The following is a 20636-nucleotide window of genomic DNA, read 5'->3' as shown; positions in this document are numbered from 1 at the left end:
GAGCGGGACGCGGTCTTCCGAGCGCGTCCGTCTCCCACCTTGGACCCCCGCAGGCGGTTCGGCAGCGCGAACCGCCCACGATCGAGCGAACCCCATCCGATGGATGACACCGAATCAGCCTTTGGTACCAGTCGGGAAATCGGTTGGCACACCGTCCGACCGGGCTGGGATGATCGTCCGCACTGCTCGCGTCCGCCTCGATTACCACCGGGAGCCTCCGATGTCCGCCCGCCGTCCCGTCCCCCCGCCCGTGCTGCGCAGCCTGCGCGGCCTGGCCCTGGGCGACGCGTTCGGGGATCGCTGGTTCCACCCGCCGGTGGACGAGTCCTCGGCCGCGGTGGCGGCCCGGCTGGTCCGGCCCGGCCCCTGGCACTGGACGGACGACACCGCCATGGCGCTGGTCCTGACCGGGCACCTGGCGGCCCGGGGCGAGGTCGAACCGGCCGCGCTGGCCCGCGAGTTCGCCGCCGAGTACACCGCCGTCCCGCACCGCAAGTACGGGCCGTCGATGCACCGGGTGCTGCGCGCCGTGCAGGAGGGCGCCGACCACGTCGCCGTCACCTCGGCGCTGTTCGGCGGCCAGGGCTCGCACGGCAACGGCGCGGCGATGCGGGTCGCGCCGCTGGGCGTCTGGTTCGCGGACGACCTCGCGGCGGTCGCCGAGCAGGCCCGGCTCCAGGCCGGTGCGACGCACGCGCACCCGGAGGCGGCGGCGGGCGCGGTCGCCGTCGCGCTGGCCGCGGCGCTCGCGGCCCGGGGGCGCGGGTCGGCCGCGCCCGGGCGGGCCGAGTTCCTGCGGGAGGTCGCGGAACTGCTGCCGGACAGCGACGTCCGCTCCGGCCTGCGGGTCGCCGCCCGGCTCCCGGCGGGCACCTCGGTGCGGCACGCCGCGACGGTGCTCGGCTCCGGGTACCAGGTCTCCGCGCAGGACACCGTGCCGTTCGCGCTCTGGTCCGCGGCCGGCCACCCCGACGACCTGGTCGAGGCGCTCTGGCAGACCCTGCTCGGCTGGGGCGACATGGACACCACCTGCGCGATCGCCGCCGGGGTGGTCGCCGCCCGCACCGGCCTGGCCGGCGTCCCCACGGGCTGGCTCGACGCGCAGGAGCCGCTGCCCGACCTCGGGTGACCGCAGGTCCCGTGCGCGGACGTGCCGGAGGGCCGGGAACCCCGAGCGGGTTCCCGGCCCTCCGCCGTTCCGGCGGCCCCGGCGCGGGGCGCTCTCTGCCGCAGAGTGCTCCGCTGCGGGGCGCTCGGTTGCCGGGCGCCCGGTTGCCGGGTGCTCGGTTGCCGGGTGCTCGGTTGCGGGGTGCTCAGTTGCGCTTGCCGAAGACCAGCCGGTAGGCGACCAGCAGGACCAGCGCGCCCGCGATCGCCGAGATCCAGGTCGGGAGGTCGAAGAAGTGCACGCTGACGGACTTGTGCAGGATCTTCGAGGAGAGCCAGCCGCCGATGAAGGAGCCGGCGATGCCGATGAGAGTGGTGACGATGAAGCCGCCCGGGTCCTTGCCGGGCAGCAGAAGCTTCGCGATGGCTCCGGCGAGAAGCCCGAGGATGATCCAGCTGACGATTCCCATACCGTCCTCCTGCCCTGCGGCCCGTCGGGCAATCCCGGTGGCCCGTTGCCGGGAACGACGCGGCGCCGCGACCGTCCGGTTCCGGCCGCCGGCCGACCCGCCGCCCGGGCCGCGGGGGCGGGCCGCCGGCCGGGGTCACCTGGTACCGGGTGTGCCGGTCGGGGCGGGCGGGGCGGGGCAGTCGACCGAACCGGGCTTGACCGCGATGGTGAGGCCCGGAGTGCTGAGCAGACCGGGCAGTTGGAGGTCGTGGACGGTCGCGGTGACCTGGTCGAACTTGGCGTAACCCGCCTGGATGCCGAAGCGGTGCTGCGGGCTGTTCAGCGGGTTGGGCAGGTAGCCCCCGGCGCCGTCGCCGACGGTGGTGGTGTCGGGGCCGTTGATGTTGAGGTCGACCAGGCCGTCCATGTCGAGCACGCCCGTCGCGCTGCGCAGGTCGAGCACGGTGTTCTGGGTGGCGATCTCCCAGCTGCCGGGGTTGCTGTCGCCGAGGGTGATCATCAGGGTGTAGGTGGCGCCGAGGATCTGCTGCTTCTGGGAGAGGCAGAGCCCGTTGATGCTGCCCTGGGCGAAACCCATCCGCAGCGGGTGCGCGGTGCCGGTGGTGCCGTCCGGACGGGTGTACTGCTGGTCGACGACGGCCGCCGCGTAGTGGGTGCCGTACAGGCTGCTGGTGGTGAGCTGGACGGTGCCGCTCTGGATCTGCAGCCCGGCGGCGAGCGCGCCGCTGCCCATCGCCTGCCCGAGCGCACCGGCCGCGAGCAGCGCCGGGAACGCCACCGCCCCCGCACGTCGCCACCGGACGCCGCCGAACTCCGGCTCCCGGTCGGCGGGTTCGTGCGCGGGCCCGTCCATCGGCTCGTCCATCGGCTCGTTCACGGGCTCGTCCATCGGCTCGTCCATGGGCCGGTTCACGGGCCTGTTCACGGGCTGGTGACCGTGATGGTGCCGGGCAGGTGGACGGGGTTGTTGGTGGAGTCGAGCGCGGCGTGGTCGTCGATGGTCTGGATGCCGTAGATGTCACCGGCGAACTTCGTTGCCCCGGCGTCGAGTTTGATGAACGAGCCGAAGAAGTTCAGCAGGCCCTGGATGCCGCAGATCTCGAACAGCACGGTGACGCAGAGGTTGCTGATGTCGCCCCACATCATGGTGGTCTCGGGCTGGCCGGCCTGGTCGAGGCCGCCGAGCGAACCGGTGCCGGGCACGGAGATGGTGAGCGAGGTGCCGTCCGGGGCGGTGTGCGCGACCTGCATGTTGGAGCGGATCGCCAACTGGGTGAAGGTGTACTGGGTGGTGGTGCGGGTGGTCCCGTCGGAGAGCCGGACGGTGACGTTGTTCTTCACGCTGAGCCCGACCGCCTTCATGCTGGCGATGGTGACGTGCATCGGCGTCGGCGTCGGCAGGAACGGCATGCCCAGCGGCAGCGGCTCGCCGGGCAGCGACTGCACCGCCCCGGCGAGCGCGGCCCCCGCCGCCTCCGGCGTTGCGGCGGCGGCGTGTTCGCCGCTCCCCGGACCGGCGGCCACCGCGACCAGGACCGCCAGCGTCCCCAGCACCGCTGCCGCCGAACGGATCTGACGCTTCGTCATGTCGCTTCTCTCCCGGTGGACTTGCGGCGCGGACCCCACCCGGCGGTCATCGCGCCGCCGAGGATGCCGAGCAGCATCCCCGCCAGGAAGCCGCCCAGGTTGGAGACCACCAGGGAGACCACGGCGAGCACGGTGCCGATCAGGCCGAAGGTGACCCGCTGCCCGGGCGCGACCAGCGGGATCAGCCCGCAGAGCATCATGCCGCCGCCGACCAGGTACCCGGCCAGCGCGTTGAAGCCGGTGACGGTGACCAGTTGGATCGCGCCGAGCGAGAACTTCAGCACCGTCCAGCCGCCGACCACCAGCCACAGCCCGCCCCAGAACGGCCGGGTCCGGCGGAACGCCCGGAACCAGCGCCAGGCCGCGAGCACCGCCCCGGCGGCGCGGGCCGTGCGGGCCGGGCGGTCGGCACCCGCCGCGCGGGCCGCACCGTCGGCTCCGTCGGCACCGGCCGTGCGGGCCGTGCGGGCCGTCAGCACGAGGTGGCCGATCCGGGCACGACCCGGATGTTGAGCGCGGGCAGGGTCAGCGAACCGGCGATCTCGGCGGTGTACGCGGAGGCGTTCAGCCCGGCCAGGTTGACGGTGCTGCCGCCCGGCCCGGAACCCGCCGACCCCAGGCCGAAGCCGCCCGCCTGCGCGCCGTTGAGCGCCTGCCCCGCGACCATCACCTGGTCCGCGGACATCCCCAGCACCGCGTTCTGCAGCGTGGTGCTGCCCGCCGCGGTGAGCGTCGGGGCCTCGATGTACAGGTTGGACGCGTTGATGTCGGTGGTGACGGTGGCGGGCGGGGCGACGGTGACGGTCTGGCCGGCCGTCAGCAGCAGCGAGTACGGCACCCCCGCGAAGGACTGGTGGACGATCCCGCACAGCCCCGCGAGCCCGGCGCTGGCGAAGCCGACCCGGGCCATCGCGGTGGTGGTCGAGGTGCTGCCGTTCGCGGCCTCCACCGAAGGGGTGTTCAGGATCGCGCCGAACCCGGTGCCCGACACCCCGTTGGAGGTCAGCGTGAACGGCGAGTTGGTGACGTTGAAGCTCGCGGCGAGCGCACCGTTCGCAATCGCCCCGCCGAGCGCACCGGCGGTGAGCGCGGCGGGCAGCAGCACCGCCACGGAACGCCCCCACCGGGTGCCGTGCCGGGGGCCGTCGACGGCCAGCGCCAGCATCCGGCCGTTCCAGTCGGCCGCTCCGACGGCGGCGGGCCGGGCCAGTGCCCGCAACCGGGTGGTCCAACGCAGCTGGTTCATGTGTCATCTTTCCGATGCGAGGGAGGAGTTGGCGACTCGGACGACAGGCGGCGACGGGCGTCCGGCGGCCGTGGCGGGCACGGCGCGCGGTTCAGGCGGTGGCCGTGGCGGCGGTCCCGAGGTCGGTGGTGCCGTCCCCGCCGTCCGCGCCACCCCGGTGGCGGTCACGGCGCAACCGCCTGCGGCGGGCGGGCTTCTCCGGCATCCAGCCCATCGCCATCGAACCACCCAGGACGGCGAGGAACATGCCGACGAAGAACCCGCCGAGATTGCTGAGCGGGAAGGACGCGACACCGACGATGACCGCGATGATCCCGGCCGTGAAGCGCTGCCCCGGCAGCAGCAGGATCAGCCCCGCCAGGGCCATCAGGATGGCTCCGGCGGCCATCCCACTGATGCCGCCGATACCGACGTGCAGCAGCTTGCCGACCGGGGCCAACGGCAGGTAGAGGATCACGAAACCGCCGAGCGCCGTCCAGAACGCGGCCCAGAACGGCCTGGTACGGCGCCACCGGCGCAGGGCGAGCCGAGCGCGGTTCAGCGCGGGCAACGGGTTGCGGGCCATGGGGTCTCCCTGTCGTGGCAGCACGTCGAACGGTCTTGCAGTACGGAGAAGTCGAGGCCGACCGGAGCCGGCCCCGGGGACCGCCCCCGGGCCGACCGCCGCCCGAACGGAGCCGGGCCCGGTCCGGGCCGGTGCCCGAACGGAATCGGTGCCCGGGCGAGGCCGGAGGCCAAGCGAAGCCGGCCCTCGGGCGAAGCCAACGCCCGGACGGAACCGACACCCGGGCGGAACCGGAGTCCGGGTGAAGCCAGTGCCCGAGCAGAGCCAGTGCCCGAGCAGAGCCCGGGTTCGGCCGGAGCCGGAGTCCGAGCGATGCCGGGGTCCGGACGAAACCAGTGCCCGAGCGAAGCCAACATCCGGGCGGAACCGGTGCCCTGGCGGAACCGACGCCCGGGCGAGGCCGGAGTCCGTGCGGGGCTGGTGCCCGAGCGGGGTCCGAGCGGGGTCGGGTCCGGGCGGGGTCGGGTCCGGGCGGGGCGGACCTGGTGGGTGCGCGCCCCGCCCGGGGCCCGGTGGGGCGTCAGCAGTCGCTGCCGCCCACGCCCTTGCCCGCGGTGTCGCCGTTGGCGAGGTTGATGGCGAGGTTGGGCAGGGTGATGGCGCCGCCGATGGTGGCGCCGTTCGCGTTGGCCCGCAGGCCGGAGATGTCGGTCTCGCCACCGGTGGCGTCGAGGCCGAACTGGCCGGCGGTGCCGTCACTGATGCCGGTGCCCTTGATGTTGGCGCTGTCGGCCGCCGCACCGATCTGGTTGGGGGTGGCGGCGGTGGCGTTCAGCGTGGCGGTGGCACCCTTGACGGCCTGGGCGTCCAGGATCAGGTTGTTCGCCTGCAGGCCCTGGCCGGACGCGAGTTGGGCGGTGGTCAGGGGGGTGGTCGCGGCGGGCGAGGTGATGTTCAGCGACCACGTCCCGACGGTGCCGATGACCGGGAGGTTCACCGACTGGACGGCGTGGATGCAGATGCCGTCCAGTCCGGCCTTGGGCAGGCCGACCTCGGCCGCGGCGGTGGGGCTGCCCGCGGTGACGGTGGTGAGTACCGCGCCGATGCCCTTGGGGGCGGCGACCGTGGTCGAGGACAGCGTGAACGGGACGCTGGTCAGCGAGAGGTTCGCGGCCAGCACGCCCTGCGCCATCGCCACGGTCATCGCGGCGACCACGGCGGTGGCGGGCAGCCCGATCAGCGCGGACCGCCGCCACCGGGTGACGCCCCGCCGGTCGGTGGCCGCGGCTACCGCCTCGGGTTCGGCGGCGGTGCTTCTGGACTCGTCCTGCATGAGGGTCTCCAAGCGTCGTCCGGCGCGAACTCGCGTCCGGGTACGGGGAATTGCGGTGGGTGTGCGCATGCCGCCGCCGGGTCGCCGACCCCGGGAGCCCATCCCTAGTCCCCCCGGAGCGCTTTACAGGTTGCGGCAATGTGTCCAGAACGTAAGCACTACTAGATGGGGTGTCAATAGAACGTGCAGCGCCCGTGACACTGCCCGCCGTCGGCGCGTCGCTATGCTCGGCCGATGGCATGGATCAGGGAGACCGTCCGCTCGCTGCTGCGCGACCGACTGCTCGACACGGCGGGCGAACTCGTCGCCGCCGAGGGCTTCGACCGGCTCCGGATGACCCAGGTCGCGGCGGTGGCGGGAGTGAGCCGACAGACCGTCTACAACGAGTTCGGCTCCAAGGACGCGCTCGGCGAGGCCCTGTTCGGACGGGAGTTGGAGCGCTGCCTGCTCGGCATCCGGCAGCACCTGGACGCGCACCGCGCCGACCCCCGGGCCGCCGCCGAGGCCGCCGCCCTGTTCACGCTCCGCCTGGCCGGGAGCAACCCGCTGGCCCGCGCCATGCTGACCGCCGCCCGGGACGGCGAGGACGGCCTGCTCGCCCACCTCACCACCCGGGCCGAGCCGGTCTTCGAGACCGCCTCCGCGATGCTCGACGCCTACGCGGCCGAGGTCTGGCCCGCCATCGACCCCGCCTCCCGGGCCCTGGCCGCCGACACCGTGGTCCGCCTCACCGCCAGCCACGTCGTCCAGGGCGCGGCCACCCCCGAGGACTCCGCCCGACGGATCGCCGAAGTCTTCGTCCGGGTCGCCGACCTGACCGGCTAGCGCCCCGACACCGCCTCCCACCGAGCCGGAAAACGCTTTCCCCGACACCTCGGCAAACGCTTTCCCGTATCACCCGGAACTGCGCCGCCCCCGCCGGAAAGCCCTTTCCCCGCCCGTCCCGGCAAGCGCTTTCCCGCCCGGTGCCGAGCCTCACCGCACCACCGGAAAGCGCCTTCCCCGGGGCTCAGGCAAGCGCTTTCCCCCACGCCCCCGCACCCCACCACCTCGCCGGAAAGCGCATTCCACCTCACGCGGGACGGCGCCTTCCCGCGCCGGGCGCGGCCGGGGAGGGCCGGCGGCGGGTCCGGTCAGTGGGGCTCGGGGGCCTGGGTCGGGGTGAGGGTTGCGGTGCCGTCCAGTGGGCCGAGCGTGGCCGGTGGCCAGACTCGCCAGAGCACCCGACCGTCGACCGTGGACAGGTCGCCCCAGCCGTAGGTGCGGGAGTCGTCCGAGCCGTCGGGGTTGTCGCCGAGCACGAACACCTTTCCCGGCGGGACGAGTTGGGGTGCCCCGATCGGCTGCTTGCGGCCGTCGGCGGCGCAGCAGGGGGTGGCGTGCCGGTTCTGGCCGTGCCAGGCGGGGAGGTCGACCCGGTACCACTGGCCGGTCCCGCCGGGTTGGAGCAGGACGGCGGGGGCGGTGCCGTCGGGCGGGGCGAGGATCTCCACCCGGTCGCCGGGCAGGCCGATCACCCGCTTGACCATGGTGGTCTGCCGGCCGGGTGTGCGCAGCAGGACCACGTCGAAGCGTTCGGCGCGGCCGCCGCTGCCGGGGGCGGTGAGCAGTCGCTGCCCGTCGGCGAGCGTCGGCTGCATGCTGTGGCCGTCGACCCGGACGGCGAGTGCGGCGACCGCGACGCCCGCGACCAGTGCGGCCGTCAGCAGCACGGCGGCCCCGGCGCCCGCGATCCGCCACCCCGAGCGCGACCGCGACCGCGACCGCGACGGCTGCGGCTGCGGCTGCGGCTGCGCCCCGGCGGCGGCCGCGGGCCCGGCCGTTCCGGGCGGGTCCTCCCCCGGCGCGCCGTTCTGCTCCTGCTGTCGCTGCTCGTCGTCGGTTGCCAACGCCCAGCTCCCCCCTGCCGATGCCGATGCCGATGCACGGTGTTCGCGGTGCCGGATGTCCGGTGCGTGGCGGTGAGCGTGACGGCGCGGGTGATCGACTGTCAAGACTCCGGGCGCGGCGGGAGGTCGAGGGCGGCGCGGACGGCGGGCCAGTGGGCCGGGTCGGCGACGGCGCTCTCCAGCACCCGGTAGGCGGTGTCCTCGCAGAGTCGGACCAGGTCGTCGCGGGTGAGGGCGGCCCCGGCCAGCCAGCCGAGCACGGCCTCCTCCATGAAGGCCAGCCAGCCGGCGACGGCGAGTTCGACCCGGGGGGTGCGGTCGGCCCCGGCGGCGGCGACCGCGCCGGTGATCCAGTCGCCGAGGGTGGTGCGGGCGGTGCGGTGCAGGGTGGCCATCCGGCCCGGTCCGCCCCGGGCGCCGTGCCGGACCACGGCCTGGTAGAGCGCGGGGTGCCGGGCCACGAAGTCGGTGAACCGCTCGATGCCCGAGCGCAGCTGGGCGGAGGGGCTGAGCCGGGGGTCGGGGGCGACGTACTCCAGCAGTTCCCGGCCGACCAGTTCGACCACGGCGTCGCGGAAGCCGCGCTGGGAGCCGAAGTAGTGGAACAGCAGGCCCGGCGAGACCCCGGCCTGTTCGGCGGCGGATTCCACCGAGACCTCGTCCAGGCCCCGTTCGCACATCAACTCCCGTGCGGTGTCGAGTATTTGCGCGCGCCGCTGGTCGGCGGTGAGCCGTCGCGCCGGGACCGGGGAGGAAGGCATTCGCGCATCGTATTGACTTCCCGGGCCGCGTCGCTACTTTTGAGTACTGCTCAACAGCTCTTGAGTTCCGCTCAACAGCGGCCACTGTCCGCGCCGCTGCCCCGTGCCGCCCGCTCACGCACCCCGAGGCCAGGACCCATGCCGATCAGCCCGGTTCGGCACACTGCCGCGCTCCCGCTGGAGGAGGCCGAACTCGATCGCTACCGCGATCTCCAGCAGCTGGCCTACCGCTGCCTGCGCCTGGCGGCCGGCCGGCTGCGCGCCGGCATGACCGAGCGGCAGGCCGCGGACCTGCTGCGGCTGACCTTCGCGTCGGCGGGGGTGCACGACTTCGCGCACCGTCCGCAGGTCCGGATCGGCCCGGCCCGCCGTTCCGCCCTGCTGCCCGGCGCGGGTCCGCGGCTGCGCGCGGGGGTCGTCGTCCTGCTGCGCTGCACGCCCCGGCTGGGGCGCTACGCGGCGCCCGCCGTCCTGACCCGCCCGTTCGGGCCCTCGCCCGAGGCCGAGCGCCTGCACGCCGAACTCCCCTCCTACCGGGACCTGTTGCTGGACGAGGTGCGCGGCGGGGCGTCCCCGGACCGGCTGCGGGCCGTGACGGCGGCGTTCGCCGCCCGCCGGGGGCACGTGCTGGCCGCGCCCGTCCTGCCGAGTCCCGTCGCCCCGGCCCGACCGGTTCCGCCGCCTGCTGCCGACGTGCCCGTCCCGCCCGGCCTGTGGGCGCTCACGCTCCGGCTGACGGCCGGGTCGGCGCAGGCCGCGTTCACCGAACTGCTGGCCGTCACCTCCCATTCGGCCTGCTGGCTGGACGACGACCTCCCGCACGCGGGACCGTCCGACCACTGACGGGGCCGCCTGGAGCAGCTGGAGCAGGTGGTCACCGGCGGCCGGGGGCGTCCGCCGTCCAGTGCGCCTGGGCGTAGGTGAACCGCAGCAGGGCGCGGACGTGGCCGCGGGCCCGGGGCGGCCAGTGGGAGCCTCGGGCGACGCCCTCGGCGAGGAAGGCGAAGGTGGTGAGTTCGGCCGCGCAGAGGGCGGCGAGCTTCCCGGCGGCGGCGGAACCGGACAGCCCTTCGTGCACCTCGACGGCCCGCAGCAGGCTGCTGCCGCCGGGGGCGGCGGCCGGGCCCCGGGCGGCCAGGTCGCGCATCCAGTACTGCAGGTGGGCGAACCGGACCAGCAGGTCGGTGAGTTGGGGATGGCGATGGAGCTGTTCGGGCAGTGCGGCGCCGTGGGCGAGTTCGGTCCAGTCGGCGGCGCAGCGGGCGGCGCCGTCCCGGTCGTGGTGGGAGAGGTACTGCGGCACGCTGGGGACGGCGGACGTCGCGGCCAGGCGGTCGAGCGAACTCTCCAGGTGGGCCCGGAAGTCGGCGTCGTGGCGGGCCGTCCAGTCGGGTCCGGCGAGGGCCGCGCTGTCGGCGCGGAGGCCCCGGGCGGCCCGGACGAACGGCCCGGCCCCGGGCTCGGCCCCGCACCCGGTCTCCGCCCCGGCGAGGTCGGGGTCGGGGCCCGGTCCGAAGGCGGTGGCGAGTCCGCGCAGGATGCGGCGGGCCTCGTCGGCCCGGCCGGCGTGCCGGAGCTGTTCCACGTGCTCGTCCAGGGCCCGGCCGAGCAGCAGCCACTTGGCGGCGGCCCGCAGGCCCGGTCCGGCGGGGGCGTCGCCCCAGCCGTGCACGGCGAGGTCGAGGTGCCGGTCGGACCGGAACTCCCCGGCGCAGCGCGGGAGTCCGACCTCGGTGGGCCAGGACGCGAGTTCGGCGTGGAGCGCGTCGGCGTGCGGGTGGGCGGGCGGCGCCGGGACCTGCGGGGCGAGCGACGGCCCGCCCCCGGCTCCGCTTCCGGTTCCGCGTTCATGTTCGTGCTTGTTGTCGTGCCTGTTGTCGCGCTTGTTGTCGTACTTGTACTCGTACGGGTCGGTCGTCGCGGTGCGGAGTGCGGTGGCCTGTGTCATGGGGAGTCCTCCGCCGCTCGGGTGCGTTCGCTCGGGTGCGTCCGGTGGCACGAGTCTGCTCGACGGGCCGGGCGGGGCCGCGCAGAACCGTCGGCCGTTCCCCCGCCCGGCCGATCCCCCCGCTGATCGGATCATCTGCCCGACGCGTCGGCCCCGCCCTGGGCCACCCCGCCCCGCGGCACCGGTCCGGCCCCGACCACCCCCTCCCGCACGAGCGGGGCCGGACCGGTCAACTCCCCGACCGCACCTCCGACTTGCGGAGGCTGACCGAGCACACCCCGTCCTCCCGGCAGGCGCGCTGCACCCGGCCCCGGGAGATGGTCTGCGCCAGCCCGATCAGCCAGCACATCGGGCAGCCGCGCAGCGCCCACAGCCCGGCGGGCACCAGCAGCAGCGAGGCGATCCCGACCACCGGCAGCAGGACGAGCCCGCCCGCGACGGCCCCGAACCCGACGAGGCCGCGCAGCAGGTGCCGCGGAAGGCTCGCGCTCGCAAAGTCCGGTCCGCCGCCACCGTCCGCCGCACCGCTCCCACGCGCGGCCGAACCCTCGTGCACGGCCGGGCCGTTGCGCCCCTCCCGGGTCTCGGTCCTCCCGGTCATCGCGGACCTCCGAGCTCGGCCCGCATCGTCGCCCGGGCCCGGTGCAGCCGGGACTTCATCGCGGCCGTGCTCAGCCCGAGCGCGTCCGCGACCGTCCGGCCGCTCAGACCCTGGAGGTCGCGCATCACCAGCACCCGCCGCTGGTCGGCGGGCAGCGCGGCGATCGCGGCGGCCACCCGTTCGGTGTCGAGCCGCCGCAGCGCCTCCTCCTCCGCCGAGTCCGCGCTCTCCAGCGGTTCGGCGGGGACGGGCCACCCGGCCGCCGACCGGTCCGAACGCGCCCTGCGCAGGCACTCGTTGCGGACGATCCGGAACAGCCAGGAGGCGAGCGCCCCCGTGGCGCGCAGCATCCCGACCTTGCGGTACAGGATGATCAGCGCCTCCTGCGCGGCGTCCTCGGCGTCCTCGGGGCTGGCGCACAGCGAGTGCGCGAACCGCCGGACGTTGGGGTGCGCCCCCTCGACCAGCACCGCCAGCGAGGCGTGGTCGCCAGCGCGGGCCGCGACCACCACTTCCTCGCCCGGCCAGGCCGTCTCAACCACGGCTCCCCCGCTTCCGCTTGAGCACCAGGACGCAGGTGCACAGCAGTACCGCGCCCACGGCTACCGCGACGGCGACCATCATGTTCTCTCCTCCGGGCTGTCCCGCCGGCGGCCGATCCGCCGGTGTGCCCATAAGAGAGCGGTGCCGCCGAAAAGGATTCACCCCGCCGCGCGGGCGGCCGCCCGGGACCTCACTGCGCCCGCTCGGTCCGCCCGGCCTCCGGGCGTCACTCGGCCCGTTCGGCCCCGGGGTGTCACCCGGCCCGTTCGGCCCGGCTGCGCTCGACGCAGAACTCGTTGCCCTCGACGTCCGCCAGGACGGCCCAGCCCGTGCCGTCCGCGTTGCGCCGGTCGTCCACCAGCACCGCGCCCAGCGCGAGCAGCCGTTCGACCTCCTCGTCCCGCGTCCGGTCCTGCGGCTGCAGGTCGAAGTGCAGGCGGTTCCGCCCTTCCTTGCCCTCCGGGACGGTCACGAACAGCAGTCCGGCCTGCTCGATCAGGGCCTCCGGGTCGCCCGGGTGGTCGTCGTCGTGCAGGGGCTGCCCCAGCACCTCAGACCAGAACGAGGCCAGCCGGTACGGATCGAGGCTGCTGATGGTCACGTGGCGAATCACAGAAGTCATGCGAGGGATTGTCAGGCCCGCACCCGACCCTGTGCAAAGGAGTTGCGGCCCGGCAAGCCAACCCTGCCGATCAGCCCTGCGGGGCAGTGGGCGGGACGGGGGTCGGCAGGCCGGTGGAGACCGGGCCGTCGATCCGCAGCGCCGCGACCGAGCCGGGGCCGGTCGCGCGGATCGAGACGTTCCCGCCGATCGCGATGCCGCGGTCGGTCGCCGAGACGCCCGCCGCCCGTTCGGCGGCGCGCACCGCCTCGACGGCGGCGAGCAGCGCGGCCGCGAACTCCGCGTCCCGCTTGGCGACGGCGTTCAGACTGAGCGTCAGCCACTGCCGGGTGTCCGCCGACAGCTCGGCGACGGCGGCCCGCGCCTCCGCGACCAGCTCCGCCAGCGCCGGGTCCTCCCCCAGCCGCCGGCTCACCACCTGGTGCACCCGCTCCACCTCGGCCCCCACCGGCCGCACCCCGCGCGCCTCCCAGTCGAACACGTACCCGACCGCGTGCTCCACACCCGGAACCATGAGCCCCCCCCCTCAGCAGACCTCGCCCCCGCCCCGCCGAGCCTACCCGGCACGTGAACGGCGTGGACCGGTTCGGCGGGCAGACGCGCAGGCGCCGGCGGCGGCAGGGTTCGCACCGCGACCACCGGTCGGGCTCGGGTCGGCCGACGGCCCCGGGTGGGATCTGCCGGTCTGATTTCCGCTCCGGCCCTCCCGTCCGCAGGGTGTGCAATGTTACTGTGCGGATCATGATCGACGACGCCACCGCCACCCCGGAAACCGCCGCCACCAAGGCCGAACTCGACCGCCTGACCGCCGAGTTCTTCGACGCCTTCGACAACCGCGACGGCCGCACCGCCGACGTCGCCCGCCTGCGCCGGCTGATGCTGCCCGAGAGCGTCATCGTGGTCACCGGCGCCGCGTACGCGGTGTACGGCCTGGAGGACTTCATCGGCCCGCGCGAAGTCCTGCTCTCCGACGGCCGGCTGACCGACTTCTACGAGTGGGAGATCTCCGAGCACACCGACATCGCCCCCGGCGTCGCCTGCCGCATCGGCACCTACCGCAAGTCCGGCATCCTCAACGGCGCCCCGTACGACGTCACCGGCACCAAGACCTTCCAGTTCGTCCACACCCCGACCGGCTGGCGCATCGCCGCCTTCTCCTGGCAGGACGAGCAGTAACCCCGCGACCCGCCCCCTCCACAAGCCGCACGCAGCCCCCGGGCACACCGTTTACCGTCCGGCCGTGCGACAAGTCCGTCCCATCTCCCAAGCACCCTGGCACGCCGTTCGCCGTCCGGTCGTGCGACAGCCCCGCCCCTCTTGCTTCTCTCTCACAAGCCGCGCAGCGCCGTCCCCTCTCCCGGGCACCCTGGCGCGCCGTTCACTGTCCGGCCCCGCCCCCTCTTCCTTCTCCCTCACAAGCCGCGCAGCGCCGCCCCCCACCCCCGGAACCCCCGGCGCGTCGTTTGCCGTCCGGTTGTGCGACAGTCCGTGGTGGACGGAGGTGTGGGCGGATGAGCGGGTCGGCGGGGTCCGTGCTGGTGGTGGACGACGATGCGGCGATTCGGCGCAGCCTGGAGCGGGGGTTGCGGTTGAGCGGGTTCCGGGTCGCGGTGGCGGAGGACGGTGCGGTGGCGCTGGCCCGGATCGCCGAGTCCCCGCCGGACGTGCTGGTGCTGGATGTCGGGATGCCGGGCCTCTCGGGGACGGAGGTGTGCCGGACGCTGCGCGGCCGGGGGGACGACACGCCGGTGCTGATGCTGTCCGCGCTGGACGAGCTCGCGGACCGGGTGGCCGGCCTGCAGGCGGGCGCGGACGACTACCTGGTGAAGCCGTTCGCGCTGGAGGAGCTGGTGCTGCGTCTGCACGCGCTGCTGCGCCGCCGCCCGCCGCAGCCTTCGGAGCTGCTCCGGGTGGGGCCGCTGCGGGTGCATCCGGAGACCCGGGAGGCGTTCTGGGACGAGGACGAACTCCGGTTGACGCGGCGGGAGTTCGAGTTGCTGGCGCAGTTCGTCCGGAACGCGGGCATCGTGCTGTCCCGGGAGGTGCTGCTGGACCGGGTGTGGGGCTACGACTTCGAGGTGCGCAGCGACGCCGTCGACACCTTCGTCTCGTACCTGCGCCGGAAGCTGGAGGCGGACGGCCGGCCCCGGGTGCTGCACACCGTCCGCGGGGTGGGGTTCGTGCTGCGGGCGCCCGGCGAGGGCGGTCAGGGGGCGGGGCGGTGAGGCTGTCGACCCGGATCGCGCTGGGCGCGGCGCTGCTGGTGCCGCTGCTGGTGGTGGCGGCGGGGTTGCTGCTGCTGCCGCTGGTGAACGCGGACCTGCACCGGCGGCAGGACTCGCGGTTGAACGACCGGGCGGCTGCGGTGCTGCCGAGTGCGCGGGCGCTGCTGGCGGCGGACAGCAAGGGGCGGCCGAAGGCGGAGCAGAACCAGCAGCGCAAGGTGATGGACGCGGCGCTGGACGCGGGGGTCCGGGTCGCGGCCTCGGACGGGACGCTGCTGCTGGTGGCGGGTGCCCAGCCGGACGATCCGCAGCTGTTGCCGACCACGCCGGGCCAGGCGGTGACGCTCCGTCAGAACGCTGAGGATCTGCGGGTGTTGGCGGTGAACGTCAACAGCGGGGCGGCGACCGGGACGTTGTGGGTGCTGGCTCCGGCGGACGAGCCGTCGGAGGAGTTGCGGGCGGTGCGGCGGCGGGTGCTGCTGGTCGCGCTGGTCGCGGCGCCGCTCTCGGGGCTGGTGGCGTTCGGGTTGGCGGAGCGGGCGACGCTGCCGCTGCGTCGGCTGGGGCGGCGGGCGGCGGCGCTCGATCCGCGGACGGGGCACGCGGTGTTCGCGCACGCCCGGACGGGGACCGCGGAGGTGGACGAGTTGTCGGGCGCGATCGCGTTGCTGCTGTCGCGCTACGAGGAGCAGGCGGGGCGGACGGCGCAGGCGCTGGACACTGCGCGGGCGTTCTCCTCCTCGGCGTCGCACGAGTTGCGGACGCCGCTGATGAGCCTGCGCACCAACCTGGACGTGCTGGCCGCGCACCCGGACCTGCCGGCGGACGAACGCGCCGAGGTGGTGGGCGAGTTGCAGCAGGACCATGCCCGGATGCTGGATCTGCTGAGCGCACTGTCGACGCTGGCGCGCGGGGATCTGGTGGAGGTCTCGGCGTTCGGGCCGGTGGATCTCGCGGAGCTGGTGGCCGCGGCGGTCGCGGAGGCCCGGCGCCGCCACCCGGAGGCCGTGTTCCAGGTCGAACTCCCCTCCGAGACAAGGGTGTTCGGCTGGGAGGCGGGGCTGCGCATCCTGCTCGCCAACCTGCTCGGCAACGCCGCCGTGCACGGAACCGGAAGCCCTGCCGGAAGCCCTGCCGGAAGCCCTGCCGACAGCAGCACCGGAAGCGCCCCCGCCGCAGTGGACGTGCGGCTGCGTGTCGAGGGCGGGACGGCCCGGCTGACGGTGGACGACCGGGGGCCGGGCATCCCGCCGGAGGAGCGCGCGGCCGTGTTCCACCGCTTCCACCGCCGCCGGGACAGCCCGGGTTCGGGCCTGGGCCTGACCCTGGTGGCGCAGCAGGCGGCCCTGCACCGCGGTTCGGTCGTCGCCGCCGACCGCCCGGACGGCCGGGGCTGCCGCCTGGAGGTCCGGCTGCCGCTGCTGCGCCCGGACACCCCGACCGTGCAGCTCCCGGCCGTCCGGGACTGGTTGAACGGGGACGAGCGGCACTGACCGGCCATCCGGTTCCCGGCCGTAGCACGCCGCCGGCCGCCGCCGGCCGCCGGTGCTCAGCCCGGCAGGCCGAGGACGGCGGCGGCGAGGTGTTCGCGGAACCAGCGGTGCGCGGGGTCGCCGTCGTTGCGGGGGTGCCAGGCCATGCCGAGTTCCATCGGGGGGAGCCGGAGCGGGATCGGGAAGGCCCGCAGGCCGAGGTCGCGGACGGTGGCGGGCAGCCAGTCGGCGAGGCCGAGGGCGATCAGGTCGGTGTCGCGGGCGAGCAGCATCGCGGCGGTGTGGCTGGGCACCACGACGGACACCCGGCGCCGCAGGCCGAGTTCGGCGAGGGCCCGGTCGATCGGGCCGTGCCGGCGGCCCTGCCGGGAGACCCCGATGTGGTCGGCGGCGGCGAAGCTCCCGGCGTCGACGGGGCCGGGGCCGGTGAGCAGCGGGTGGTCGTGCCGGGCGAGGGCGACCAGCGGGCGGGTGGCCAGGGCGCGGGTGCGGATCTCGGGGTCGAGCCGGCCGAGGACGCCGAGTTCGACGTCGACCAGGCCCTGGCGGAGCGCGGGGCCGTCCTCGTAGGACTCGGGGAGGAAGACGGTGTCGACGCCGGGGGCTTCGCGGCGCAGCCGCTCGGCGAGGTCGGCGGCCACCGCGGCGAGCAGCAGTTCGGCGGCCTGCACGGTGAAGGTGCGGTGCAGGTGGACGGCCTCGAAGCCGGCGCCGGGGCGCAGCACCCGTTCGCAGGAGCGGATCAACCCGGCGACCTCGCCGCGCAGTTCGACGGCGCGCGGGGTGGGGACGAGGCCCTGTCCGGCCCGGACCAGCAGGGGGTCGCCGACGGCGCGGCGGAGCCGGGCGAGGCTGCGGCTGACGGCGGCCGGGGAGGTGCCGAGCCGTTCGGCGGCCCGGGTGACGCTGTGTTCCTGGAGCAGGACGTCGAGCACGCGCAGCAGGTTGAGGTCCACGGCCGGGAGTTTACGCCCGGCGCAATGACTGCTTGCCGATTCCTGCATTGTTCGGCAATCCGCGGGGCCGGAGAGTGGTGGTGCGGCGGGCGTTCGGAGGCCCGCCGCGGTGCCGACCCGACGGACCGACGGAGGAGCAGGATCATGTCGAACGAGGCGAGGGAAGCCCGGGCGGGCGACGTGCTGGCGGTGGTCAGCCAGGGCGGCGGGACGGTGTCGTTCTTCGACGCCGTCTCGGACGGCCTGCTGGGGGTGGTCGAAGTCCCTGCGGAGCCGCACGAGTTGTGCTTCGACGCGGAGCGCAGGCTGCTGTGGTGCAGCACCGCGTACCGCTCGGGGTACTACCACGCGAACAGCGGCCGGGCGACCGAGCTGACGGCGATCGACCCGGACACCCGGCGGGTGGTCGCGGTGGTCGACCTGGCGCCCGAACACGGCCCGCACGGGCTGGCGTTGGACGCGGCGCGCGGGCTGCTGTACGTCAGTGTGGAGGGCGGCCCGGACCGGACCGGCGGGGTGGTGGTGGTCGACGCGGCGAGCCGGAAGGCGGTCGGCCGGATCGACACCGGGGCGCCGGGCCCGCACTGGTTCGCCGTCGACCCGGCGGGGCGGACGGGGTACGCGACCAACAAGGAGGCGCCGTTCGTCTCGGTGGTCGACCTGGAGCGCGGGGTGATGACCGGGCGGGTCGAGGTGCCGGGCAGCGAGGGCCTGGCGGTGTCGGCGGACGGGGCGACGGTGTACGCGGCCGGGCCGTACCTGGGGTTCGCGGCGGGTCCGGAGCCGCGGCCGGCCAACGGCGTCCGGGTGATCGACACGGCGACCGGGACGGTGGTCCGGGTGCTGGCGACCGAGTCGCCGGTGCTGCCGGTGCACCTGACGGCGCGCGGCGCGCTGCTGGTCGGCGAGGTCCGCACGGAGGGGGCGCTCGGCTCCGGCCTGGGCCGTCAACTCCCGGGCCGCCTCACGGTGTTCGACCCGCTGACGGGCGAGCGCCGGGCCTCGTTGGAGACCGGCCGGTTCCCGCTGACGCTGGCCTCCTCCCCGGACGGGCGGCTCGGGTACCTGGCCGCCGTGGAGTCCTCCACCGTGGACGTGGTCGACCTGGAGACCTTCGAACTGCTGGCCCGGCTGGACGTCCCCAGGCGCGGCGAGCCCGGCGCGCACGGCCTGGCGTACGTCCCGCGCCCGGCCTGAGCGACCGCCCGGGGCGTTCCACAGGGTTTCCACAAGAAGCCTCCGTACGGTCCGTGGTGGCCGGGGAGTCCGGCCGCGAGCGGAGTGGAAGGGGAGGACCATGCGGATCAACCGGACGGCTGCGGCCGCGGCGGTGCTGGCGATGGCGGGGGCGCTGATCGCGGCGGGGCCCGCGCAGGCGGCGAACGCGCCGAAGGGCGACGGGGCGAAGGCCGTCTGCAAGCGCCTGCCGAAGACCCAGGAGCGGGTCGACAAGGCGCTGAACCGCCTGAACGGGGACGCCACCGTGGACGGGTCGGTGGCCCGGCTCCAGCAGCGGGTCGACAACGCCCACAAGGCGGGCCACGCCGAGATCGAGAAGTACCTGAACGACCGGCTGACCTTCCGGCGCAGCCTGCTGCCGACCCTGCAGACCCGCAAGGCCGACCTGGCCCAGGTCGCGGACTGGTGCGCCAAGAACGCCCCGGCGGCCGGCAAGTGAGCAGCCGTCGGGCCCGGGCGGCGCTGGCCGTCCTCGCCCTGGCCTCGGCCGCGCTGCTGACGGCCTGCGGCCCGAACGCGGGCTCGGGTTCGGGCGCGGCGGACAGCGGCCCGGACAGCTCGCAGGTGCAGCAGATGCAGCAGAAGGTGGACGCGGCGGACAGCGCGGCCGCGCAGGCCGACGACAACGCCACCCAGGACAACAACTGACCGACCGCCGCGACCGCGTCGCGGCCCGGGGAACCCGACGGCCCGTGCCCACCCCGGAGCACGGGCCGTCGGCCCGTCCGGACGCCGGTGCCGGCCCGGCGCCCGGCCCGGCACCGGGCCCTCCACCGGGACCCGAGCAGAGTGTCCACCTGCCAAGACGCCGACGTCCGCCATTCGATCATCGGCGCGGCGGAACTTGACGCGTCGCCCCCGCGTCGTGAACCATCGGCGACATGAACCCCGGCACCTTCCTGGTCTGCCGCCTGCACGTCGATCTGCGACGCCAGGCGAGCGACATGTGTGCCTGTTGACCTTCACCGCGTGATCGCGGCGCCCACCCCGTGAGTCGAGCCGGGGCCGGGGCACCACCCGAGCAGCACCCCGCGCTCCGCCGTTCCCGGCGGCGCGCCCGCGTCTTCCCCCCGCCCCGCCCGACCCCGCCGCCCGCGTGCCGACGCCGGGACGGCGGGCGTCCCGGCACACCCCGGAGGTCCCGATGAGCACCGACCTGGCCACTCCCCTCCCGTCCGCCGACCGCACCGCCGACCGCTCCGCCGACCGCACCGCCGGGTCCGCGCCCGGGGCCGCCCGTCCGCCGCTGTCGCCGAACGCGCTGCGCCGGATCGTCCGCGACCTGGCCGAGCGCCCGGAGCGCTGGCTGCACCGGGTGCGGCTGTCCGGCGAGGACCGCTGGTACGAGCGGCTGGAGCTGGCCCAGGACTACGAGGTGTGGCTGATCAGCTGGCTGCCGGGGCAGTCCACCGGGTTCCACGACCACGGCGGTTCGCGCGGGGCGTTCACGGTGGCGCTGGGCGAGCTGGAGGAGCTGGCGCTGGCCGGGCCGGAGCACGGGCTGACGGTGCGCCGGCTGCCGTCGGGCAGCGAGCGGGCGTTCGGCCCGGAGTACCTGCACGACGTCCGCAACACCTCGCAGGGGCCGGCGGTGACCCTGCACGCGTACTCGCCGCCGCTGGACGAGATGGCCAGGTACGAACTCCGGGCCGGTGGCCTGGTGCAGACCGCGACGGAAGGACCGGAGCAGTGGTGACGACGGTGGATCAGCTGGTGGCGAAGGCGCGCGCGGGGCTGGCCCGGCCCGGCCCGGCGGAGGCGCACGCGGCGGTGGCGGCGGGGGCGCTGCTGGTGGACATCCGCCCGGCGGCGCAGCGGGCCCGCGAGGGGGAGATCCCGGGGGCGCTGGTCATCGAGCGGAACGTGCTGGAGTGGCGGCTGGACCCGACCGGGAGCCACCGGATTCCGGAGGCGGTCGACCACGACGTGGCGTGGATCGTGGTGTGCTCGGAGGGGTACGCGTCCTCGTTGGCGGCGGCCTCGCTGCAGGAGCTGGGGCTGCGCCGGGCGACCGACCTGGACGGCGGTTTCGTGGCGTGGGCGGCGGCCGGGCTGCCGACCCGTTCGGTGGATCAAGGTTTGCGGTGAGAAGGGCGGGGGAAGCCGGAC

General features: G+C 75.1%; 26 protein-coding genes. 11 read left to right on the top strand and 15 right to left on the bottom strand.

The window, feature by feature from the left end:
- The first annotated feature begins 220 nt into the window (after positions 1-220).
- Positions 221-1129: an ADP-ribosylglycohydrolase family protein gene (locus ACIQBJ_RS06675; RefSeq protein WP_400704628.1), complete on the top strand. Its 909-nt coding sequence runs from the start codon at positions 221-223 to the stop codon at positions 1127-1129.
- A 184-nt stretch (positions 1130-1313) separates the two neighbouring features.
- On the opposite strand, the gene ACIQBJ_RS06670 is transcribed toward ACIQBJ_RS06675, so the two are convergent.
- The 7 genes from ACIQBJ_RS06670 to ACIQBJ_RS06640 form a co-directional block, all read right to left on the bottom strand.
- Entirely contained in the window at positions 1314-1577 is a 264-nt protein-coding gene (locus tag ACIQBJ_RS06670; RefSeq protein ID WP_400704625.1) for a GlsB/YeaQ/YmgE family stress response membrane protein, read from the bottom strand.
- Positions 1578-1712: 135 nt separating this feature from the next.
- Positions 1713-2468: a DUF6230 family protein gene (locus ACIQBJ_RS06665; protein WP_400704622.1), complete on the bottom strand. Its 756-nt coding sequence runs from the start codon at positions 2466-2468 to the stop codon at positions 1713-1715.
- A 32-nt stretch (positions 2469-2500) separates the two neighbouring features.
- Positions 2501-3166 (bottom strand): hypothetical protein, encoded by a 666-nt coding sequence (locus ACIQBJ_RS06660; RefSeq protein ID WP_400704619.1) that lies wholly within the window; start codon positions 3164-3166, stop codon positions 2501-2503.
- Positions 3163-3645, bottom strand: coding sequence for a DUF6114 domain-containing protein (locus ACIQBJ_RS06655; protein WP_400704616.1), 483 nt, complete (start codon positions 3643-3645; stop codon positions 3163-3165). Before ACIQBJ_RS06655 ends, ACIQBJ_RS06660 begins: the two co-directional genes overlap by 4 nt.
- The gene (locus tag ACIQBJ_RS06650; protein WP_400704613.1) at positions 3639-4412 is read right to left on the bottom strand and encodes a DUF6230 family protein; all 774 of its coding nucleotides are present in this window, start codon (positions 4410-4412) and stop codon (positions 3639-3641) included. Before ACIQBJ_RS06650 ends, ACIQBJ_RS06655 begins: the two co-directional genes overlap by 7 nt.
- 91 nt (positions 4413-4503) lie before the next feature.
- A complete protein-coding gene (locus ACIQBJ_RS06645) occupies positions 4504-4977 on the bottom strand; it encodes a DUF6114 domain-containing protein (protein WP_400704610.1) in 474 nt (157 codons plus the stop codon).
- 520 nt (positions 4978-5497) lie between these two features.
- Complete coding sequence (locus ACIQBJ_RS06640; protein WP_400704607.1) at positions 5498-6250, bottom strand: cholesterol esterase; 753 nt, start codon at positions 6248-6250, stop codon at positions 5498-5500.
- 234 nt (positions 6251-6484) lie between these two features.
- On the opposite strand from ACIQBJ_RS06640, the gene ACIQBJ_RS06635 reads away from it, so the two are divergent.
- Entirely contained in the window at positions 6485-7075 is a 591-nt protein-coding gene (locus tag ACIQBJ_RS06635) for a TetR family transcriptional regulator (RefSeq protein ID WP_400704604.1), read from the top strand.
- Positions 7076-7383: 308 nt separating this feature from the next.
- Here ACIQBJ_RS06635 and lepB read toward each other — a convergent pair whose 3' ends face one another.
- The gene (gene lepB, locus ACIQBJ_RS06630) at positions 7384-8139 is read right to left on the bottom strand and encodes a signal peptidase I (RefSeq protein ID WP_400704601.1); all 756 of its coding nucleotides are present in this window, start codon (positions 8137-8139) and stop codon (positions 7384-7386) included.
- Positions 8140-8240: 101 nt separating this feature from the next.
- Complete coding sequence (locus ACIQBJ_RS06625) at positions 8241-8900, bottom strand: TetR/AcrR family transcriptional regulator (protein WP_400704598.1); 660 nt, start codon at positions 8898-8900, stop codon at positions 8241-8243.
- 138 nt (positions 8901-9038) lie between these two features.
- Between ACIQBJ_RS06625 and ACIQBJ_RS06620 the strand changes: the two genes are divergently transcribed.
- Positions 9039-9743 (top strand): M24 family metallopeptidase, encoded by a 705-nt coding sequence (locus ACIQBJ_RS06620; protein ID WP_400704595.1) that lies wholly within the window; start codon positions 9039-9041, stop codon positions 9741-9743.
- Positions 9744-9774: 31 nt separating this feature from the next.
- Here ACIQBJ_RS06620 and ACIQBJ_RS06615 read toward each other — a convergent pair whose 3' ends face one another.
- The 5 genes from ACIQBJ_RS06615 to ACIQBJ_RS06595 all read right to left on the bottom strand — a co-directional run bounded on the left by ACIQBJ_RS06615 (position 9775) and on the right by ACIQBJ_RS06595 (position 13116).
- Positions 9775-10848 carry a hypothetical protein gene (locus ACIQBJ_RS06615; protein WP_400704592.1) on the bottom strand — a complete coding sequence of 358 codons (1074 nt, stop codon included), beginning with the start codon at positions 10846-10848 and terminating at the stop codon, positions 9775-9777.
- A 229-nt stretch (positions 10849-11077) separates the two neighbouring features.
- On the bottom strand, positions 11078-11449 hold the full coding sequence (locus tag ACIQBJ_RS06610) for a hypothetical protein (protein ID WP_400704589.1): 372 nt from the start codon (positions 11447-11449) through the stop codon (positions 11078-11080).
- Complete coding sequence (locus tag ACIQBJ_RS06605) at positions 11446-11991, bottom strand: RNA polymerase sigma factor (RefSeq protein ID WP_400704586.1); 546 nt, start codon at positions 11989-11991, stop codon at positions 11446-11448. The genes ACIQBJ_RS06610 and ACIQBJ_RS06605 overlap by 4 nt, the downstream gene beginning before the upstream one ends.
- Before the next feature lie 254 nt (positions 11992-12245).
- Positions 12246-12614 carry a VOC family protein gene (locus ACIQBJ_RS06600; protein ID WP_400704583.1) on the bottom strand — a complete coding sequence of 123 codons (369 nt, stop codon included), beginning with the start codon at positions 12612-12614 and terminating at the stop codon, positions 12246-12248.
- A 70-nt stretch (positions 12615-12684) separates the two neighbouring features.
- Positions 12685-13116: a hypothetical protein gene (locus tag ACIQBJ_RS06595; protein ID WP_400704580.1), complete on the bottom strand. Its 432-nt coding sequence runs from the start codon at positions 13114-13116 to the stop codon at positions 12685-12687.
- Between the two features lie 239 nt (positions 13117-13355).
- On the opposite strand from ACIQBJ_RS06595, the gene ACIQBJ_RS06590 reads away from it, so the two are divergent.
- The 3 genes from ACIQBJ_RS06590 to ACIQBJ_RS06580 all read left to right on the top strand — a co-directional run bounded on the left by ACIQBJ_RS06590 (position 13356) and on the right by ACIQBJ_RS06580 (position 16332).
- Positions 13356-13790 carry a DUF4440 domain-containing protein gene (locus ACIQBJ_RS06590; RefSeq protein WP_400704577.1) on the top strand — a complete coding sequence of 145 codons (435 nt, stop codon included), beginning with the start codon at positions 13356-13358 and terminating at the stop codon, positions 13788-13790.
- 335 nt (positions 13791-14125) lie between these two features.
- Positions 14126-14839 (top strand): response regulator transcription factor, encoded by a 714-nt coding sequence (locus ACIQBJ_RS06585; protein WP_400704574.1) that lies wholly within the window; start codon positions 14126-14128, stop codon positions 14837-14839.
- Positions 14836-16332, top strand: a complete 1497-nt coding sequence (locus ACIQBJ_RS06580; RefSeq protein WP_400704571.1) for a sensor histidine kinase — start codon at positions 14836-14838, stop codon at positions 16330-16332. Before ACIQBJ_RS06585 ends, ACIQBJ_RS06580 begins: the two co-directional genes overlap by 4 nt.
- 56 nt (positions 16333-16388) lie before the next feature.
- Here ACIQBJ_RS06580 and ACIQBJ_RS06575 read toward each other — a convergent pair whose 3' ends face one another.
- Positions 16389-17288 carry a LysR family transcriptional regulator gene (locus tag ACIQBJ_RS06575; RefSeq protein WP_400704566.1) on the bottom strand — a complete coding sequence of 300 codons (900 nt, stop codon included), beginning with the start codon at positions 17286-17288 and terminating at the stop codon, positions 16389-16391.
- 144 nt (positions 17289-17432) lie between these two features.
- On the opposite strand from ACIQBJ_RS06575, the gene ACIQBJ_RS06570 reads away from it, so the two are divergent.
- The 5 genes from ACIQBJ_RS06570 (at position 17433) to ACIQBJ_RS06550 (ending at position 20615) form a co-directional block, all read left to right on the top strand.
- Positions 17433-18485: a YncE family protein gene (locus tag ACIQBJ_RS06570; protein ID WP_400704563.1), complete on the top strand. Its 1053-nt coding sequence runs from the start codon at positions 17433-17435 to the stop codon at positions 18483-18485.
- A 100-nt stretch (positions 18486-18585) separates the two neighbouring features.
- On the top strand, positions 18586-18966 hold the full coding sequence (locus tag ACIQBJ_RS06565) for a hypothetical protein (RefSeq protein ID WP_400704560.1): 381 nt from the start codon (positions 18586-18588) through the stop codon (positions 18964-18966).
- Entirely contained in the window at positions 18963-19175 is a 213-nt protein-coding gene (locus ACIQBJ_RS06560) for a hypothetical protein (RefSeq protein ID WP_400704557.1), read from the top strand. Before ACIQBJ_RS06565 ends, ACIQBJ_RS06560 begins: the two co-directional genes overlap by 4 nt.
- A gap of 496 nt (positions 19176-19671) precedes the next feature.
- Positions 19672-20223 carry a cysteine dioxygenase gene (locus tag ACIQBJ_RS06555; protein WP_400704554.1) on the top strand — a complete coding sequence of 184 codons (552 nt, stop codon included), beginning with the start codon at positions 19672-19674 and terminating at the stop codon, positions 20221-20223.
- Positions 20217-20615: a rhodanese-like domain-containing protein gene (locus tag ACIQBJ_RS06550; RefSeq protein WP_400704551.1), complete on the top strand. Its 399-nt coding sequence runs from the start codon at positions 20217-20219 to the stop codon at positions 20613-20615. Before ACIQBJ_RS06555 ends, ACIQBJ_RS06550 begins: the two co-directional genes overlap by 7 nt.
- Positions 20616-20636: the final 21 nt, after the last annotated feature.

Source organism: Kitasatospora sp. NPDC088391, from assembly GCF_044753345.1.
Taxonomy (GTDB): Bacteria; Actinomycetota; Actinomycetes; order Streptomycetales; family Streptomycetaceae; genus Kitasatospora.
Note: the sequence above shows the minus strand (reverse complement) of the source record. Positions and strands in the feature narration are given on the sequence as shown.

What these genes read in the sequence shown, in the direction of transcription:
- ACIQBJ_RS06555 (WP_400704554.1), top strand. Translation starts at nt 19,672, where the DNA reads ATGAGCACCGACCTGGCCACTCCCCTCCCGTCCGCCGACCGCACCGCC.
- ACIQBJ_RS06600 (WP_400704583.1), bottom strand. Translation starts at nt 12,614, where the DNA reads ATGACTTCTGTGATTCGCCACGTGACCATCAGCAGCCTCGATCCGTAC.
- ACIQBJ_RS06645 (WP_400704610.1), bottom strand. Translation starts at nt 4,977, where the DNA reads ATGGCCCGCAACCCGTTGCCCGCGCTGAACCGCGCTCGGCTCGCCCTG.
- ACIQBJ_RS06620 (WP_400704595.1), top strand. Translation starts at nt 9,039, where the DNA reads ATGCCGATCAGCCCGGTTCGGCACACTGCCGCGCTCCCGCTGGAGGAG.
- ACIQBJ_RS06610 (WP_400704589.1), bottom strand. Translation starts at nt 11,449, where the DNA reads ATGACCGGGAGGACCGAGACCCGGGAGGGGCGCAACGGCCCGGCCGTG.
- ACIQBJ_RS06585 (WP_400704574.1), top strand. Translation starts at nt 14,126, where the DNA reads ATGAGCGGGTCGGCGGGGTCCGTGCTGGTGGTGGACGACGATGCGGCG.
- ACIQBJ_RS06660 (WP_400704619.1), bottom strand. Translation starts at nt 3,166, where the DNA reads ATGACGAAGCGTCAGATCCGTTCGGCGGCAGCGGTGCTGGGGACGCTG.
- ACIQBJ_RS06670 (WP_400704625.1), bottom strand. Translation starts at nt 1,577, where the DNA reads ATGGGAATCGTCAGCTGGATCATCCTCGGGCTTCTCGCCGGAGCCATC.
- ACIQBJ_RS06570 (WP_400704563.1), top strand. Translation starts at nt 17,433, where the DNA reads ATGTCGAACGAGGCGAGGGAAGCCCGGGCGGGCGACGTGCTGGCGGTG.
- ACIQBJ_RS06565 (WP_400704560.1), top strand. Translation starts at nt 18,586, where the DNA reads ATGCGGATCAACCGGACGGCTGCGGCCGCGGCGGTGCTGGCGATGGCG.
- ACIQBJ_RS06625 (WP_400704598.1), bottom strand. Translation starts at nt 8,900, where the DNA reads ATGCCTTCCTCCCCGGTCCCGGCGCGACGGCTCACCGCCGACCAGCGG.
- ACIQBJ_RS06650 (WP_400704613.1), bottom strand. Translation starts at nt 4,412, where the DNA reads ATGAACCAGCTGCGTTGGACCACCCGGTTGCGGGCACTGGCCCGGCCC.
- ACIQBJ_RS06635 (WP_400704604.1), top strand. Translation starts at nt 6,485, where the DNA reads ATGGCATGGATCAGGGAGACCGTCCGCTCGCTGCTGCGCGACCGACTG.
- ACIQBJ_RS06665 (WP_400704622.1), bottom strand. Translation starts at nt 2,468, where the DNA reads ATGGACGAGCCCGTGAACGAGCCGATGGACGAGCCGATGGACGGGCCC.
- ACIQBJ_RS06675 (WP_400704628.1), top strand. Translation starts at nt 221, where the DNA reads ATGTCCGCCCGCCGTCCCGTCCCCCCGCCCGTGCTGCGCAGCCTGCGC.
- ACIQBJ_RS06590 (WP_400704577.1), top strand. Translation starts at nt 13,356, where the DNA reads ATGATCGACGACGCCACCGCCACCCCGGAAACCGCCGCCACCAAGGCC.
- ACIQBJ_RS06615 (WP_400704592.1), bottom strand. Translation starts at nt 10,848, where the DNA reads ATGACACAGGCCACCGCACTCCGCACCGCGACGACCGACCCGTACGAG.
- ACIQBJ_RS06640 (WP_400704607.1), bottom strand. Translation starts at nt 6,250, where the DNA reads ATGCAGGACGAGTCCAGAAGCACCGCCGCCGAACCCGAGGCGGTAGCC.